Origin of the sequence: Vibrio sp. VPAP30 (genome assembly GCF_001188205.1) — a bacterium.
Classification (GTDB): Bacteria; Pseudomonadota; Gammaproteobacteria; order Enterobacterales; family Vibrionaceae; genus Vibrio; species Vibrio bivalvicida.
In genome coordinates this window covers 68,532-85,590 of sequence record NZ_LBLS01000039.1, presented here as the reverse complement: position 1 = coordinate 85,590, position 17,059 = coordinate 68,532, and the positions used below count along the sequence as shown (strand labels likewise).

At 45.5% G+C, this 17,059-nt stretch carries 16 protein-coding genes; 7 read left to right on the top strand and 9 right to left on the bottom strand.

Annotation, left to right across the window (positions count from 1 at the left end):
- Window positions 1-373 precede the first annotated feature (373 nt).
- The gene (gene uvrD / locus ZX61_RS20200; RefSeq protein ID WP_049846400.1) at window positions 374-2,545 is read right to left on the bottom strand and encodes a DNA helicase II; all 2,172 of its coding nucleotides are present in this window, start codon (window positions 2,543-2,545) and stop codon (window positions 374-376) included.
- A 328-nt stretch (window positions 2,546-2,873) separates the two neighbouring features.
- On the opposite strand from uvrD, the gene ZX61_RS20195 reads away from it, so the two are divergent.
- The 4 genes from ZX61_RS20195 to ZX61_RS20180 all read left to right on the top strand — a co-directional run bounded on the left by ZX61_RS20195 (window position 2,874) and on the right by ZX61_RS20180 (window position 5,300).
- Entirely contained in the window at window positions 2,874-3,134 is a 261-nt protein-coding gene (locus ZX61_RS20195; protein WP_049846399.1) for a BufA1 family periplasmic bufferin-type metallophore, read from the top strand.
- 72 nt (window positions 3,135-3,206) lie between these two features.
- Window positions 3,207-4,064, top strand: a complete 858-nt coding sequence (gene bufB, locus ZX61_RS20190) for an MNIO family bufferin maturase (protein ID WP_049846398.1) — start codon at window positions 3,207-3,209, stop codon at window positions 4,062-4,064.
- Window positions 4,061-4,843: an HvfC/BufC N-terminal domain-containing protein gene (locus tag ZX61_RS20185; RefSeq protein ID WP_049846397.1), complete on the top strand. Its 783-nt coding sequence runs from the start codon at window positions 4,061-4,063 to the stop codon at window positions 4,841-4,843. Before bufB ends, ZX61_RS20185 begins: the two co-directional genes overlap by 4 nt.
- A gap of 4 nt (window positions 4,844-4,847) precedes the next feature.
- On the top strand, window positions 4,848-5,300 hold the full coding sequence (locus ZX61_RS20180) for a DoxX family protein (protein WP_049846396.1): 453 nt from the start codon (window positions 4,848-4,850) through the stop codon (window positions 5,298-5,300).
- Here the strand turns inward: ZX61_RS20180 and ZX61_RS20175 are convergent.
- Both ZX61_RS20175 and prlC read right to left on the bottom strand, forming a co-directional pair.
- The gene (locus tag ZX61_RS20175; protein ID WP_049846395.1) at window positions 5,297-5,509 is read right to left on the bottom strand and encodes a hypothetical protein; all 213 of its coding nucleotides are present in this window, start codon (window positions 5,507-5,509) and stop codon (window positions 5,297-5,299) included. The two genes, ZX61_RS20180 and ZX61_RS20175, sit on opposite strands and share 4 nt — an antisense overlap.
- Before the next feature lie 97 nt (window positions 5,510-5,606).
- On the bottom strand, window positions 5,607-7,649 hold the full coding sequence (prlC, locus tag ZX61_RS20170; RefSeq protein ID WP_049846394.1) for an oligopeptidase A: 2,043 nt from the start codon (window positions 7,647-7,649) through the stop codon (window positions 5,607-5,609).
- 217 nt (window positions 7,650-7,866) lie between these two features.
- Here prlC and ZX61_RS20165 point away from each other — a divergent pair, with 217 nt between their 5' ends.
- Window positions 7,867-8,706, top strand: coding sequence for a 23S rRNA (adenine(2030)-N(6))-methyltransferase RlmJ (locus ZX61_RS20165; protein WP_049846393.1), 840 nt, complete (start codon window positions 7,867-7,869; stop codon window positions 8,704-8,706).
- A 203-nt stretch (window positions 8,707-8,909) separates the two neighbouring features.
- Window positions 8,910-10,265 (top strand): glutathione-disulfide reductase, encoded by a 1,356-nt coding sequence (gorA, locus tag ZX61_RS20160; RefSeq protein WP_049846392.1) that lies wholly within the window; start codon window positions 8,910-8,912, stop codon window positions 10,263-10,265.
- Window positions 10,266-10,341: 76 nt separating this feature from the next.
- Here gorA and ZX61_RS20155 read toward each other — a convergent pair whose 3' ends face one another.
- Window positions 10,342-12,048: a methyl-accepting chemotaxis protein gene (locus ZX61_RS20155; protein ID WP_049846391.1), complete on the bottom strand. Its 1,707-nt coding sequence runs from the start codon at window positions 12,046-12,048 to the stop codon at window positions 10,342-10,344.
- Between the two features lie 291 nt (window positions 12,049-12,339).
- Between ZX61_RS20155 and ZX61_RS20150 the strand changes: the two genes are divergently transcribed.
- Window positions 12,340-13,335 (top strand): aldo/keto reductase, encoded by a 996-nt coding sequence (locus ZX61_RS20150; RefSeq protein WP_049846390.1) that lies wholly within the window; start codon window positions 12,340-12,342, stop codon window positions 13,333-13,335.
- A gap of 32 nt (window positions 13,336-13,367) precedes the next feature.
- Here ZX61_RS20150 and ZX61_RS20145 read toward each other — a convergent pair whose 3' ends face one another.
- From ZX61_RS20145 to ZX61_RS20125, 5 genes are read right to left on the bottom strand one after another with little or no spacing between them, the layout of a single operon-like run.
- Complete coding sequence (locus ZX61_RS20145) at window positions 13,368-14,543, bottom strand: acetyl-CoA C-acetyltransferase (protein WP_049846389.1); 1,176 nt, start codon at window positions 14,541-14,543, stop codon at window positions 13,368-13,370.
- Window positions 14,543-14,953: a carboxymuconolactone decarboxylase family protein gene (locus ZX61_RS20140; RefSeq protein WP_049846388.1), complete on the bottom strand. Its 411-nt coding sequence runs from the start codon at window positions 14,951-14,953 to the stop codon at window positions 14,543-14,545. The genes ZX61_RS20145 and ZX61_RS20140 overlap by 1 nt, the downstream gene beginning before the upstream one ends.
- Window positions 14,954-14,956: 3 nt before the next feature.
- Entirely contained in the window at window positions 14,957-16,162 is a 1,206-nt protein-coding gene (locus ZX61_RS20135) for an MFS transporter (RefSeq protein ID WP_049846387.1), read from the bottom strand.
- Window positions 16,163-16,179: 17 nt separating this feature from the next.
- Window positions 16,180-16,830, bottom strand: a complete 651-nt coding sequence (locus ZX61_RS20130; RefSeq protein ID WP_049846386.1) for an HAD family hydrolase — start codon at window positions 16,828-16,830, stop codon at window positions 16,180-16,182.
- 2 nt (window positions 16,831-16,832) lie between these two features.
- Complete coding sequence (locus tag ZX61_RS20125) at window positions 16,833-17,057, bottom strand: 2-hydroxymuconate tautomerase (RefSeq protein ID WP_049846385.1); 225 nt, start codon at window positions 17,055-17,057, stop codon at window positions 16,833-16,835.
- Between the last annotated feature and the right edge of the window lie 2 nt (window positions 17,058-17,059).

Sequence of the window (17,059 nt, the reverse complement as noted above, 5' to 3'; positions counted from 1 at the left end):
TCATCAGGATGATGAAAAGGACACCGCTCAAGGAACAAGCGAAGTGAGCTAACGAGGATTGTTAGCAGACCAGGATAGGGTCAAGGACACCGCTAGGATGGCGATGAATGGACTAAGCTGAAGGACGTCAGCATACTATCAAGGATTTGATGCATGGAGCACTTATAGTAGCCGGATTGCTGCGAGTAAGACTATAACCCCGATGGGCCTTGGCCCTCGGGGTTTTTCTTTATCTTTTCTCTTCATATTGGAACTTTAGACTGCGTTGCCTGCTTTCATTCGCCCCATCACATAGGTTCCCTATGCTCAGGGGACTCGTTCAATTGTCGCCTTGTCTGCAAGCTCAACTATTTTGAGAAAATGGGGTTGGTGTTTATAGTTTTTCTAGTCTTGCGTAAGCAGTCACTAGCCATTTGATACCTTCACCATTAAAGGCAACCTGGACACGGCTTTGTGGACCACTGCCTTCAAAGTTGATGATCGTCCCTTCACCAAACTTAGGATGCATAACTCGCGATCCTAAGCTAAAGCCAGTTTCATTGAAGCTCTCTTTGACCACAGTTTGGCTAAAACGACCTGAGCTTGCCGGGCGACTAACCTGTGCTTTCATACGCACTTCATCTAGACAATTCTCTGGCAGTTCACGAATAAAACGGGAAGGCTTATGGTACTTATCCTGACCGTACAAACGGCGCATCTCCGCATAGGTAATGTAGAGTTTTACCATCGCTCGCGTCATGCCGACATAGCAAAGACGGCGCTCCTCTTCCAAGCGCCCTGCCTCTTCGGCCGACATCTGGCTTGGGAACATACCTTCTTCAACACCGACCATAAATACAAGCGGGAACTCAAGACCTTTTGCACTGTGTAGCGTCATCAACTGAACTGCGTCTTCAAACTCATCAGCCTGACCTTCACCCGCTTCTAGCGCTGCATGAGTTAAAAAGGCTGTTAGCAGCGTCATCTCTTCTGCTTCTTCTGGCTTTTCAAATTGACGCGTGGCTGTTACCAGTTCTTCCAAGTTTTCAATACGCGCCTTAGACTTCTCGCCTTTTTCTTGCTCGTACATGGCAAACAAGCCCGAGTATTTGATGACATGGTCAGTCTGCTCATGCAATGACAGTTCGCAGGTATCATCTTCTAGAGCATTAACTAGCTCAATAAAACGGCTCAATGCACCTGCTGCCCGCCCTGGGAGGACTTTGTTTTCTAGCAAATGCATACTCGCTTGCCACATGGTGCTGCCCTGATCTCGCGCGGCAAAACGAATCGTCTCTAAAGTTTTGTCACCTAAACCACGTGTTGGTGTATTCACCACGCGCTCAAATGCTGCATCATCATTGCGGTTCGCCATTAAACGCAGATAGCTCAATGCATCTTTGATTTCTTGGCGCTCGAAAAATCGCATGCCGCCATAAATACGATAAGGCAACCCTGCTTGAATTAACGCTTCTTCAAGCACACGGGACTGAGCATTATTTCGATAAAGCATTGCGGCATCGTTAAGGGCTCCACCTTTATCTTGCCACTCTTTTATCTTATTCACGGCAAAGCGAGCTTCATCTAGTTCGTTATAAGCTGAGTAAACAGAAATTGGCTCACCTTCCGCACCATCCGTCCACAACTCTTTACCCATTCGCTCAGTATTGTTGGCAATCAAGGTATTCGAAGCTTCTAGTATGGTTTTGGTCGAGCGATAGTTCTGCTCAAGACGAATGGTATTAACGCTTGGGAATTCTCGGGTGAATTTCTCAATGTTCTCGATTTTTGCACCGCGCCAACCATAGATGGACTGATCGTCATCACCCACAATCATGACATGTGAATCAGGACCGGCCATCATACGTAACCAAGCATACTGAATGTTGTTGGTATCTTGGAACTCATCAACCAAGATATGTTTGAAGCGCGCTTGATAGTGCTCTCGAACAAACTTGTTATCACGCAGCAGTTCATGAGCACGAAGCAGAATTTCGGCAAAGTCGACTAAACCAGCTCGATCACACGCTTCTTGATAAGCGGTATAGAGTTGAAGATACGTTTTCGTCACCGGATCATGGTAAGCATCAATATGCTTAGGACGTAGTCCTTCATCTTTTTTGCCGTTGATCCACCAGCTCACCTGGCGTGCTGGCCACTGTTTCTCATCTAGGTTTTGCGCCTTAATCAAGCGACGTAAAAGACGCTGCTGATCGTCACTATCAATGATTTGAAAATCTTCCGGTAGCTTAGCGTCAAGATAGTGAGCACGGAGAATACGATGACAAATGCCATGAAATGTCCCGTTCCACATCCCCGAAGCGCTGCCCATCATTAACTCTTCAATACGTCCACGCATCTCTGCCGCAGCTTTATTGGTAAAGGTCACCGACATAATGGAGAACGGTGAGGCTTGCTCAACCGACATCAACCACGCGATACGATGCACTAGCACACGTGTTTTACCACTACCTGCGCCAGCTAAGACAAGTAAGTTTTCTAGTGGGGCGGCAACGGCTTCACGCTGCTTGTCATTTAGACCATCGAGAAGTAATGAAGGATCCATTGGAGGTGCTCAGCTACTGGTTATCTATACATGAGATGGCATTATACCCGAGTGTCCTCAAGATGCTAGGAGCAGAGAGTAGCAACTGAATTTGCCTCTATTGCTACTTTTTATGTAATTAACACAGAAAAATAGAAAAAAAACCAACTGTTAAAAATCTGTTAAATCAACAATTTAAATAACCAAGCCTAATAAACACGCCATTTTCTATATTTTTTTTGAAAGTTTTCAGCTGAATTTTCTATCCTTTTAATTAAGCAAGTTGATGAATTAATTCATGATTCGCTTGCCCACATAAAGTAAAGGAATAAAGTCTGAGGAAAATACTATGAAAAAGTCTAATCTTGCTGTTACCGCCGCTGTTACTGGATTAATTGCGCTTGGTGGCACAATGTTAACGGCTGCTCCAGCGGTCGCAGCAGAGAAAGAAAAATGCTACGGCGTTGCAAAAGCAGGCAAAAATGACTGTGCAACTAAAACCAGCTCATGTGCAGGTACATCAAAAGAAGATAACCAATCAGATGCTTTCGTAGTCGTACCAAAAGGTCTATGTGGCAAGCTAGCAGGTGGTAGTACTCAATCTTCATAATAAAAATTTTAGGCGGCTAGAGGCTCAACTGGCCGCCTTACTTCTGCCGCTTCTAATTTCAAGGAATGCCCAGTGAACGCAGATCATTTTCATAATAAAGTCGGGGTTGGACTACGCTCACCTCACCTTAATTATTTTAACCAGCACAAACCATCACTTTCGTGGCTTGAAGTCCATAGCGAAAACTACTTCCAGCCATACTCTGCGGCACGTCACACCCTACGTCAGCTCGCTAACGACTATCAAATTAGTTGTCATGGTATCGGTTTATCGCTAGGCAGTGTTGAGCGCGTCAATCGTCATCACCTTAAACAGCTACAAAGCCTAATCAGTGAGTTGAACCCTTTTTTGGTTTCTGATCACTTAAGCTGGAGTGAAAATGGCGGTCATTACTTCAATGATCTTCTGCCGCTTCCCTATACGGAAGAAGCGCTCAACATTTTTTGCCGTAATGTGCTTGAGGTACAAGATACTTTACAGCGCTCGATGCTGATCGAAAATCCTTCTAGCTATGTAAAGTTCGACCATTCAACCATCAATGAATGGGATTTCTTGACTGAGGTACAAAAGCGAACAGATTGCCGCTTACTGCTCGATCTAAACAATATTCATGTGTCCGCTTTTAACCATGGATTCGATAGCCATCATTATCTGAACTCAATCCCTGCCGAAGCAGTGGATGAAATTCACTTGGCAGGTTTTACTGTCAAGCAGCTCGATAAGGGTGAAGTGTGGATCGATACTCACAGTCGTCCTGTCAGTGATGAAGTGTGGCAGCTATATCAATTCTGGTTAGAACAATATGGTGAAAGACACACTTTGATTGAGTGGGATCTTGATATTCCAAAGCCAGAAGTTTTGCTTGCCGAAGCTGCCAAAGCCAGTGACCAACTCAATCAGTGCCAAGCCGCCAAGAGGAAAGTGTCATGACATCAAGTGCCTCACCTTCCCTAAGCGAGTTACAAAGCACCTTTGCCAAAGCTCTGCATTACCAAGCCTCTGGCGAAGATTGCAATATTTGCAGCGATGTTTTCAGTGCTGATGAAAGAATACAGATATACCGCAATAACTTCATCGTGAGTCTTAGTGAAGTCCTTCAAGCCACCTACCCTATGTTGCATGCACTGTGGGGAGAAGAGTGCTTTGAACAAGTCGCTCGGCAACATGTACTTAACTACCCGTTGCAAGCCGGGGATGTCAGCCACTATGGTGAAGATTTCCAACACACTATTGAGCATTTCCCTGCTGTCATTGAAGCAGCGCCATATAGCTTAGAAGTGGCTCGTTATGAGTGGCATATCGACCTTGCACAACAACAGAGCAATCAGATCAGCCTTGCTGACGATTTATTGCCATTAGCGCACCTGTCGCATATTCCAATTGAACAACAACCACAAATCCAATTGCACCTAAGACCTGGTGTGATTGCATTTCAATCGTCTTATGCTGTGTTTTCGCTACAACAAGCGATCCACACTAACAACTTCGATAATCTGGATTTAGAACAGGCGGAGCAAGGGGTTATCGCTAGCTCGTTAGAAAGCGGAGTTTGGACTTTATCCCTAGGATCTGAATCTTATCAACTGCTCAGTTTCTTACAGTCGGGCTGTATGCTCACTGAAATCCCACCAGCATTACTCACCCATTTAGAATACTTAACTCAGCATGACCTGCTGGCTGGTTTCTCTCTTGCCACATTAGAAGGATAATACTATGTCTAGCACCATTAAAAGTATGCTCGAGAGCTATGATAACTGGGTTACCAAGTTACAAGTCGGCTTCGTACCATTGCTGCTACTGTTTTGTAGACTTTGGGTAGCTTGGGTGTTTTTTAATTCAGGGCTGACCAAGATCGCCTCATGGGACAGTACCCTATATCTATTTGAATACGAGTATCAGGTTCCGATTTTACCTTGGGAATTAGCAGCCTATATGGGCACTGCCGCGGAGTTAGTGCTACCTATATTCCTCGCCTTAGGGCTGATTACTCGCCCAATGGCAGCGATCCTATTTGTGTTTAACATTATCGCAGTCGTCTCTTACCCTGTTTTATGGGAAAAAGGCTTTTATGACCACCAACTATGGGGGTTGATGATCCTGATTGTGGTGGTCTGGGGGCCAGGCCTTATCTCAGCCGATAAAGTACTGCGCAGTAAACTTGGCTAATCTTCTGAAGATAGGTCTTCTTTAACTGAGTTAACCGCATCTCGTGATGCATGACCGATAGCCTTAGTTGTATCACGAGTTGCATGACCAATAGCCGTAGTGGTATCACGAGTCGCATGTCCGATTGCTGTACCTGCATCTTTCAATTCTGCACAACCTGAAACCGCTAATACCAGCCCAGCACCAAATAAAAAACTCTTCGAAAACATACAACCTCCATGCAATTGGGGTAGAGAATAATAACAAAAACCGCCCCTCTATATCATAGGGGCGGTTTAGAATTGATTAAACTCTGACTTTAGGCTTTTAAGCAGCAATGCCCGAATGACGCAGCAACGCATCAATCTGAGGCTCACGGCCACGGAAGCGCTTAAACAGCTCCATCGGCTCTTCACTTCCGCCCATTTCAAGAATGTTATTCAAGAAGCTCTGGCCTGTTTTGGTATTAAAGATGCCTTCTTCCTCAAAGCGAGAGAAAGCATCAGAAGAGAGAACCTCAGCCCATAAGTAACTGTAGTAACCTGCGCTGTAGCCACCCGCAAAAATATGGCTAAAGCTATGCGAGAAACGGTTCCACTCTAGGCTTGGCAATACCGCCACTTTTGCCTTCACCTCGGCCAGAGTTTCTAGCACTCGTGGACCTACTTCTGGGTCAAATTCTGTGTGCAGAGTAAAGTCAAACAGACCAAACTCTAACTGACGCAAGATAAACATCGCCGATTGGAAGTTTTTCGCTGCTAACATCTTCTCGAGCATTTCTTTCGGTAATGGTTCACCTGTCTCAAAGTGACCAGAAATAAACGCAAGTGCCTGTTCTTCCCAGCACCAGTTCTCAAGAAACTGACTTGGCAGCTCAACGGCATCCCAAGGCACACCATTGATGCCAGATACCGCGCCAGCTTCAACCTGAGTCAACATATGGTGAATACCATGTCCAAACTCGTGGAACAAAGTCACGACTTCATCATGAGTAAACAGTGCTGGTTTATCACCGATTGGCCGATTGAAGTTACAGGTTAAGTACGCCACTGGCGTTTGCAGTTCACCACTGGCATTGATGCGTCGTACACGGCACTCATCCATCCAAGCACCGCCGCGCTTGTGTTCACGAGCATACAAGTCGAGATAGAAGCTACCGCGTAGGTTATTTTCGGCATCAAAAATATCAAAGAAGCGCACGGACTCATGCCAAGTGTCCACCCCTTCGCGCTCTTTCACCGTCATACCAAATACGCGATTTAGCACTTCGAATAGACCACTGACCGCTTTTGCTTCTGGGAAGTAAGGGCGTAGCTCTTCGTCAGAGATTTGGAATAGGTGCTGCTTTTGTTTCTCACTGTAGTAAGCAATATCCCAAAGGTTAAGTGCTTCAACGCCAAACTCACTCTTGGCAAACTGGCGCAGTCCTTCTACTTCGCGTTCACCTTGTGGCCTAGCTTTAATCGCTAAATCATTTAAGAAGCTCAGAACTTGAGAAGGGTTTTCTGCCATTTTAGTCGCTAATGACTTTTCACTGTATGTGTTGAAGCCCAACAAGCGAGCAATTTCAAAGCGCAGCTTCAACTGCTCATTGATAATCTCGGTATTGTCCCACTCACCTGCTTTCGGCCCGCGATCCGACGCGCGTGTCACATACGCTTCATAAAGCTCCTTACGTAGCTCTTGGTTATCACAGTAAGTCATCACTGGCAGGTAAGAAGGAATATCTAACGTCAGCAAGTAACCATCAAGCTCTTTCGCTTCTGCTGCCACCTTTGCCGCTGCCAGTGCAGATTCCGGCATACCTGCCAACTGTTGTTCGTCTGCCACATGCTTTGTCCAACCCATAGTGGCATCAAGCACGTTGTTAGAAAATTTAGAACCAAGCTCAGACATACGCTTGCTGATTTCACCATAGCGATGTTGCTCATCGGCTGGTAGACCAATACCCGACAGCTCAAAGTCACGCAATGAATCAGTGATGGTTTTCTTTTTCGCTTGTGTCAGAGAGGCAAACTCTTCACTAGCTTTGATCGCCTTGTAAGCCTCAAATAAACCTTTGTGCTGACCAACCCAAGTGCCGTACTCAGATAGCAGAGGTAGGCAGCTTTCGTATGCTTCACGCAGCTCGTCACTGTTGACCACCGAGTTCATATGGCTCACCGGTGACCAAATACGGCTTAAGCGGTCATCCACTTCTTCAATTGCCGCAACCACATTATCCCAAGTCGGTTTACTGTTACCCTCTAGCACTTTATCAATTTTAGCGCGGCATTGTGCAATCGCCTGTTCAACCGCTGGCTTAACATGTTCCGGTTTAATCTGAGAAAATGGAGGTAAATCGGTAAAGCTAAGAAGTGGATTAGACATAAATCATTCCTTTTATTGGCAAGCGAACTGACGGGTTCGTCTAGTAAGTATATTCAACGTCTTATAGATTAAATATAGGTGGCGTCATCATTTTTCAATAGAAGGGAGCCGCTAAGTTGTTGCTAAATGCGAGCATCCCAAAGCCACTGAGTATATAATCGGCCAATCGTTCGTACTAACTTCAATATGGTTTAAAGGCCATTTCGAGAGTGTCATTTTGTTAAGTTATCGCCACAGTTTTCATGCCGGCAACCATGCTGATGTGATCAAACATATCGTTCAGAGTCTTATTCTTAACTCACTAAAGCAGAAAGAGAAGCCGTTTGTTTATCACGACACCCACTCTGGTGTCGGACGCTATGACTTAACTCACGAGTGGTCAGAGAAAACCAGTGAATACAAGCAAGGTATCGCTCGTGTTTGGCAACAAAAAGACATCCCACAAGAAATCCAAAGCTACTTGGAGGCGATCAAAACACTTAACAATGGTGATTCACTGCGTTACTACCCAGGTTCTCCACGCGTAGCACGTGCTCACTTACGCCAGCAAGATCGTATGGTCCTGACCGAGCTTCACCCTGCCGATCACCCTCTATTGGAGCAAGAGTTCCATCGTGATCGCCAAGTCAGCATCTACAAAGAAGATGGCTTTAAGCGACTTAAGGCAAGCTTACCGCCACAAGAGCGTCGTGGTTTAGTGCTGATTGATCCACCTTATGAGCTTGCCAAAGAGTACCGCGATGTAGTGCAGGCAATCTTCCAAAGCCATAAGCGCTGGGCTACGGGTATCTACGCAATTTGGTATCCGGTAGTTAACCGCTGCGACATCGAAGATATGATTGAAGGCTTACAAGGTTTGGGGATTCGCAAGATCTTGCAGATCGAGCTCGGTGTGACGCCAGATACTAACGAACGTGGCATGACGGCTTCTGGCATGATTGTTATCAACCCACCGTGGAAGCTAGAAAGCCAAATGAACGAGATTCTGCCCTTCCTTAAAGAAGCAATTGCGCCGGCAACCGGTCACTATAAAGTTGAGTGGATTGTTCCTGAATAATCAGCTCGAAAGCAGGGTAGAAAAAAACGCTCTGCTTTATCGTTATTTGTCATAACCAAACTCGCTTTTTCTCATTGGGAAATCAATTCGAGTCGATTTATGATAGTAAACAAGGACAGCAGTCAGTATCGGCTTGAGTTTAATTAAATTCACCCCGATATACTCAATACGCAATTATTAAATTTATAAGCTCGGAGAAAGTCATGGCAACTCATTTTGATTACATCTGTATCGGCGGCGGCTCAGGCGGCATCGCATCAGCTAACCGCGCTGCTATGTACGGCGCTAAAGTTGCACTTATCGAAGCTCAAGACCTAGGTGGCACCTGTGTAAACGTGGGTTGTGTACCAAAGAAGGTCATGTGGCACGGTGCTCAAATTGCAGATGCGATGAACCTATACGCTGAAGATTACGGCTTTGACATTGACGTTAAAGGCTTTGATTGGAGCAAGCTAGTAGAGAGTCGTCAGGCTTACATTGGTCGTATCCACCAGTCTTACGACCGCGTACTTGGCAACAACAAGGTTAATGTCATCAAAGGCTTTGCTAAGTTTGTTGACGAGAAAACAGTCGAAGTGAATGGCGAACATTACACCGCTGACCACATCCTAATTGCCGTCGGTGGACGCCCAACTATTCCTAACATTCCAGGTGCAGAATACGGCATCGACTCAAATGGCTTTTTCGATCTGGAACAGCAACCAAAACGTGTAGCGGTTATTGGGGCAGGCTACATCGCCGTTGAAATCGCAGGCGTACTAAATGCACTTGGCACTGAAACGCACCTTTACGTACGTAAAGAATCGCCACTGCGTAGCTTTGATCCAATGATCATCGAAACGCTAGTTGAAGTAATGGAAGCGGAAGGACCAAAACTGCATACTCACTCGATTCCAAAACAAGTTGTGAAAGAAGCCGATGGTAGCCTGACTCTGCACCTAGAAAATGGCAACACACAAAACGTTGATCAACTTATCTGGGCGATCGGTCGTCACCCTGCAACAGATGCAATCAACCTTGCATCAACTGGTGTTGAAACCAACGACCGTGGTTACATTAAAGTAGACGAATACCAAGAAACCAACGTGAAAGGCATCTACTGTGTAGGTGACATCATGGAAGGCGGTATCGAGCTCACTCCTGTTGCGGTCAAAGCGGGTCGCCAGCTTTCAGAGCGTCTGTTCAACGGCAAAACCAATGCGAAAATGGACTACAATCTAGTTCCAACGGTTGTATTTAGCCACCCACCTGTCGGCACTATTGGTCTAACGACGCAAGAAGCTGAAGAGAAATACGGCAAAGACAACGTAAAGGTTTACACGTCTGGCTTTACTGCGATGTACACCGCGGTAACGAAACACCGTCAACCATGTAAGATGAAGCTAGTATGTGCAGGTGAAGAAGAGACAGTGCTTGGTCTACACGGCATCGGCTTCACAGTAGATGAGATGATTCAGGGCTTCGGCGTAGCGATGAAGATGGGCGCAACCAAAGCAGACTTTGATTCTGTGGTTGCCATTCACCCGACAGGCTCGGAAGAGTTCGTTACCATGCGTTAATCACTTCCCTGATCTTTTCAGGTCATAAGTCTTCACGCTTATGACCTGAATAAAGCATGAACTTGGCTAACCGCGTTTAAGTTTTAAAGCTTTGTAGCGTATTGAGTAGAACCTCTGATTGTTGTGCAAGTTGTAAAGCACTGTCTAAAATCTGCTTTGACGAAGCGTCTGAATCACCAGACATATCCACAATGTTATTGATCGTTGAACTCACTTGATTGGCCAACTGATTTTGCTGCTCCGATGAGGATGAAATTCGGCGGCTCAACTCACTAATCTCCTGAGTCGATGCCGTGATCGGCTCGAGTAGCGCGCCAGCTTCTTGGACAAGTTCAACACTTCCTTCGGCACTTGCACAGCCTCTTTCCATTGCACTAACAGTATCAACCGTACCACTTTGAACACGTTCGATAATATCGCGAATTTCTTCTGTTGATTGCTGCGTTCGGCCCGCTAAAGCACGAACTTCATCTGCAACAACTGCAAAGCCACGTCCTTGATCGCCAGCGCGTGCGGCTTCAATCGCAGCGTTTAACGCCAATAAATTGGTTTGCTCTGCAATGGTTTGAATCACTTCAAGTACCGAACCAATTTCTCGGCTTTCATTGGCTAAACGTGTGGAAGTCTCTGAGGCTAGCTCTAACTCTTTCGCCAACCCTAAGATTGACTGCCTTGTGCTTTCTACTTTTTCTCGAACTTGGCGAGTGCTCTGATCAACTTCACTAACATGCTGCTCTGACTGACGAGCGCCATCGGTAATCTCTTGTGATGTATTTGTCATATCACTGACTACCGAGGCTGTTTGCTCCGTCGCTATAATCTGCTCAGATAGTTTGCTCGATGTCAACTCAGCATTGTGGACAATCCCTTTTGCTGACTGATTCACCTGTTGAGTGTTCAAGGTTACTTGATTGATCAAACTCTGTAGCTTTTCCATAAACAGGTTAAACTGCACAGCAATGTCATTGATTTCGTGTTGCCCACTTTCCTCAATTCGCTTAGTCAAGTCACCATCACCATTAACGATATCCTCTAAAGCGGCACGTACTGCCACTAATCGACTGCGGATGGCAGTTTGGTAAATGAACACCATCAAAATGAGAATGATCAAGATAGCGCCGACTAATGCGCCAACAATTTTATAGCTAATTGCAGTACCTTGCTTGAGCATACTGTCGATAGGGGTTTGAACCTCCAACACGCCTCGCACATCGCCTAATTGCCAATCATTTTTTGGAGTTAGAGCATGATTGTTATGACAATTCACACACCCTTGACCAACCATGGTGTCGGCAATAGCGACTCTAACCCATGTTTCCCCTCCTCTTTGCTCCGTCAAACTGATCACTTGTTTGGAGTCTTTCGTTAGTGCATTCCATGCATCTAGTTGAAATTCATCCAATTGTCGATTTTTTCGGTTTGGAAAAGGAAAGCGGCTATAAAGCGCCAGTTTGACACCGTCATCTCCTTTATCAGCAAGCACGCGACTCAGGTCATGAATCATAGTCGCAGGCAAAGGTATCGCACTATCATTCCCTTGGTGATCGATAGAAGGCTTGATGTTAGAACTCTTTAGTACCGGCCCAACCACGTTGCGAGAATAGTACCCTCTCAACACTTTAAACTGGTTGACGGTTCGTTGCGCTGCAATCACCGCTTCTGATTCTGCATTTTCTTTTATAACAGAGGGGATAAAAAACAAAAACACCCCGATCAAAACAGAGAAAATGAGCACAATGGGCATCATTAAACGCCCAAGTAATCCAATATAAGAACCTCGCATACATGCTTCCCTCTAATATGTTGCACTGGCTGCTATAAACCAATTGGGGACTATTGAAAGAGTAGGCTCTGAATGCTCAACGCGCGAGTTTAAAAATCCACGCGACTTGTTTCCTTCTTCATCAGTGAAGATCAAAACCATATGCACTGACTCAACACCATTTCATTTTACTTACAGCAAAGGAGCTAGCTCATTTTTTACCATCTTGGTGATACCTTTTAGGTATAAGCAAAAAGAGAATTCAGCCCCTAATTCGATCATGAAAGAATTGAGTTCTACTAAGGAGGCTTTATGCTTAAACGTGAACTTGCAAATGGGTTGGCAGTCAGCTCAATTGGCTATGGTGCGATGGGGTTGAGTGAATTCTATGGCAATACAAATGACTTACAATCTTTAAAGTTACTTGACCAGTTACTAGAGCTTGGTGTTGATTTTATAGATACCGCAAACTTCTATGGACGTGGTCACAATGAGGATCTGATTGGTTACTATCTATCTAAACTGCAACCTGCTCAGCGCCAACAACTTAAAGTTGCCACCAAATGTGGTATCGATCGCCCTGCAGAAGCTGCGTATGCTCGCAGCATCAATAATACACCTGACTATATACGAAAATGCTGCGATGAATCTCTTCAGCGCCTGGGGGTAGAGTGTATAGACTTATTTTATCTGCACCGAGTAGACAACAAGATCATCGAGCAAAGCATGGATTGCCTAGGTCAATTAGTCAAAGAAGGCAAAATTGCCCATGTCGGTCTTTGTGAGGTTTCTTCGAAAACACTGCTTAAAGCGCACTCTGTTTTTCCAGTCACTGCTCTACAAACAGAGTACTCACTTTGGACTCGCGACATTGAACAAGATATTCTTGAAACACTAAAAACCAATAACATCGGCTTGGTGCCCTACTCTCCGCTAGGTAGAGGTTTCCTCACAGGTAAGCTAACTCGTAATAGTGACCTCCCAGATGGTGATTTTCGTAAAACCAACGATCGATTCCTAGATGGTAATATCAATCATAATCGCAGCCTTCTAGACATCATTCAGCCGATTGCACAAAAATATCAAGCGACACCTGGTCAGATCGCGTTGGCATGGCTATTAGCCCAATATGAACATATCGTTCCGATCCCAGGAACTAAGAAGCGGCACTATCTCCAAGAAAATGTTCAGGCATCTGAAATTATCTTAGACGTAGCAGACCTTACGACATTGAATGACATCCCACTTCAATTTGAGGTAAAAGGGCAACGTTACTCTGAAGAGGGTATGAAAGGAGTCAACGTATAAATAGAAAAAGCCCAGCAAGCTGGGCTTTTTCACTAGCGATAGACACTCATCGCAACACCTTCTCCACCGCCAATGCAAAGCGCAGCGAGACCTTTATTTTTGCTATCTCTTATCAGGCTATGAATAAGAGTAACTAGGATTCTACTTCCCGAAGAACCAATCGCGTGCCCCAAGGCAATCCCTCCCCCATATGGATTAATTTTCTCATCAGGAATATCAATTGCCCGAGCGACGGCAATTGCTTGCGATGCAAACGCTTCGTTACACTCTAGCTGGTCTACCTCGCTTGCTTCCCACCCAGATTGGTCAAGGCATTTCGAGATAGCTTCAATCGGGGCAACTCCCATAACATCAGGGCTAATGCCTGAATTGCTGAATTTCCCTATGCTAGCGAGCACGTTCAACTGATATTTTTCAGCAGTATCACGATGACAGAGTAGCAGTGCCGACGCTCCGTCATTGAGGGATGATGCATTACCTGCCGTCACCGTACCTTGCTTAGAAAACACGGGCTGCAAACTGGCAAGTTTGTCTACGCTTGTTTCTCGTGGACCTTCATCTTGACCAAACATACGAACATTGCCTTTTCGATCTCTTACTTCTATCGGCACTACCTCATTCGCAAACAAACCGGCTTTTTGCGCCGCAAGTGCTTTCTGATGAGACTGAAACGCGAACTTATCTTGATCGGGACGCGCAACTCCATACTTATTGGCAACGTTTTCCGCCGTCACTCCCATGTGATAATCATTAAACGCATCCCAAAGGCCATCGTTAACCAAGCTATCTTGTAGCTCAGCTCCCCCCAATCGTTTACCTTTTCTGGAGTTTGGTAAAATATGGGGCGCATTTGACATACTTTCTTGCCCACCAGCAATAGCAAATTCAGCATCATCACAAGTGATTGCTTGCATCGCTAAATGAACCGCCTTTAAGCCTGAACCACAAACCTTGTTGACTGTTAAACACTGCGCGTTATGTGTTAACCCGGCTCCAATTGCGGCTTGGCGAGCTGGATTTTGACCACAGCCAGCCGTTAGAACTTGCCCAAGAATGACGCTATCGACTTGCTCTGGTTTAACGCCTGAATCAGCCAACAAGGCTTTGATCACCAAACTACCAAGATTAGGTGCAGACAAACCAGAGAGCTCACCCATAAATGCACCAGTCGGTGTTCGCTTTGCGGCAACAACAACAATGTCTTCCATTACGCAACTTCCTCTTTAAGACCCGGAAGGACTAGCCCTTTCTCATCCATAATCTTGCGGTAACTTGCTAGGCCATTCATACAAGCCGGAACACCAGCATAAACAGCCATCTGAATAACAACTTCAAGCAGCTCTTCAGGTGAAACCCCTACGTTTATCGCCGCTTTCATATGCAGTTCAAGCTGAGGGGTCGCGTTACCTAAGCTAATCAGCGAAGCAACGGTCAGCATTTCGCGGACTTTTAAATCTAAACCAGGACGAGCGACAACAGAGCCGAATGCGTAATCCGTAATCAGCCGAGGTAAGTCACTGTCGAGTTCGGAAAGCCGACGACTCACTCTTTCAGCTAATCCATCTTCCAAACGATCCATAACGTGCATGCCTTTGATCGTCGTTTGTTGATTACTCATTATTTAAGCCTCCTGCGTTCGCTGAACATTCTCGGAATTCATCGGCACGATGGTGATAAATACCAGGGAAAGCGCCATCGCGACACCGGCAAAAATGTAGAGAAAGGATACATTGTAAGAAGCAACTAACCATGCCCCTAGAGACGCTCCGATACCTATTGCCAAATTGAAGAAGGCAACATAAAGAGCAGAAGCTGGAAATGCTTGTTCTGAAGCCAATCTAAGCACCCAAGTTTGAAGGGCCACGAAAATACAAGATGCCGTCGCTCCCCAGATAGCGAGTGCTGTGCCGATGTGAGCCTGATACCATTGCACATGGAATTCGCCAATAAGAACCAACATTGATGCTGCAAATAGCACAGACAAAACCGCGATCGTCTTAAGGTGTTTATCAATAAATAGCGCCGTGATGACATTGCCAGCAATACCCGCAACACCAAAGACCAACAATAAAACCGGGACAAACTCTTCACTAATGTGAGTCAAGGAATTAAGCATAGGCTCTATATATGTAAAGGCGGTAAAGTGAGCCGATATGGTCAAAATGGTGGCAAAATAGACTTTGATCAGTGAACTCGATTTAAACACGGCCTTAATCGCCCCAATGCCTACGCTGCTCTTCTCGCTAATCTGAGGGACTAAGCTAGCAATCCCAACAAGCGACAACACGCTGAGCCCTGACATAACCATAAATGCGGAGCGCCAACCTATATGCATACCGATGTAATTTGAAATAGGCACCCCAAACACACTGGCAACGGATACTCCACCAAATACGATCGAGGTAGCCAGACCGATATAGTTAGACGGAACAATCGACGCAGCACTGACACCAATTATTGACCAAAATGCACCATGGGCAACGGCCCCAATCACTCTGGCTAACATTAGGTTCTCAAAGGTTTCAGCACTAGCGGCAAGGCCATTGGAAACGACCAGTACTATGCTCAAAGCAATTAAGAGATTTTTTTTGCCGACCCCACCGAGGAAAACTGAAGCCACAAGTGCGCTCAAAGCACCAACCCAAGCATATAAAGATACTGTCATACCAACATATGATTCAGAGGTTGCTAAGGCATTGGCCATTGGCGTGAGTAAACCAATCGGAGCCAGTTCGGTCGTGACGATATTGAACGTCGACAAAGCTAATACAAACAACGCTAACCAAATTCGAAGCGTCATCTTCTGAGAAGTTTCACTATTACTCATTCTTCATTCCATATAATTTAAAGAGTTTTCCATCCATGCTGTTTGGCATGATGAAGAAGGTGAGGATTTTCGCCTACGCAGATCGGATTGCCTGTTGCTTCAAGCATATCGACGTCAGAGATATCGTCTCCGTATGCATAGCAATAATTCAGATCGATATGATGTGTTTGGCAAAAATCAGACATGGCAACCTTTTTACCTTTTCCGATGGTCTGCGGTTTACCGATTTGACCGGTTAGCACCCCTTCTTGGTCTAAGATCAGAGAGGTACACAGGATGTGTTCTACATTGAGAAACTGAGCAATGGGCGCCAAAATCGGACACATCGAACCAGAGACAAACACCACTTGATGGCCTGCCCGTTGATGCTCTTTTAACGCAGTAACGGAAGGTTCGAGAAAGAAAGAGTCATCACAACGGCTTTGAAACCACTCCTGTCCAGCGCTCTCAAGTGCTTGGTATCTTTGTCCTTCAAACTGTTGATAGTACTCTCTGTTCAACTGCTCTCTTACAACACCAGCAGCTCTATCTGCATTGAGCTTTGCGTTATAACTCTTAAACAGCTCACCTTGCCCGATTTTTTCACACCAAAATTCATAGAAATCAAACATGCTCTTGGTGTGAATTAGAGTTTCATCCACATCAAAAAATGCCGCGACTTTGGTCATAATCACTCCTCGTAGTTTAAGCGACGACTCTTCACTGGAAAGTCAGGCTCATTTCCTACCACTCCAGCGTCGGCCCAGCGGTTTGGAGCGACTTCTGTCACAGCGACAGAGATCTTATCTAAAGGTGCACCAGTATTCTTATGCACTGCCAGTGTTATGTCTTCGAGCATCCCTTTTACTTGCTCTTCGTTGTTCATTTTCCAAGTGGTAATATGGATAAAAGGCATCT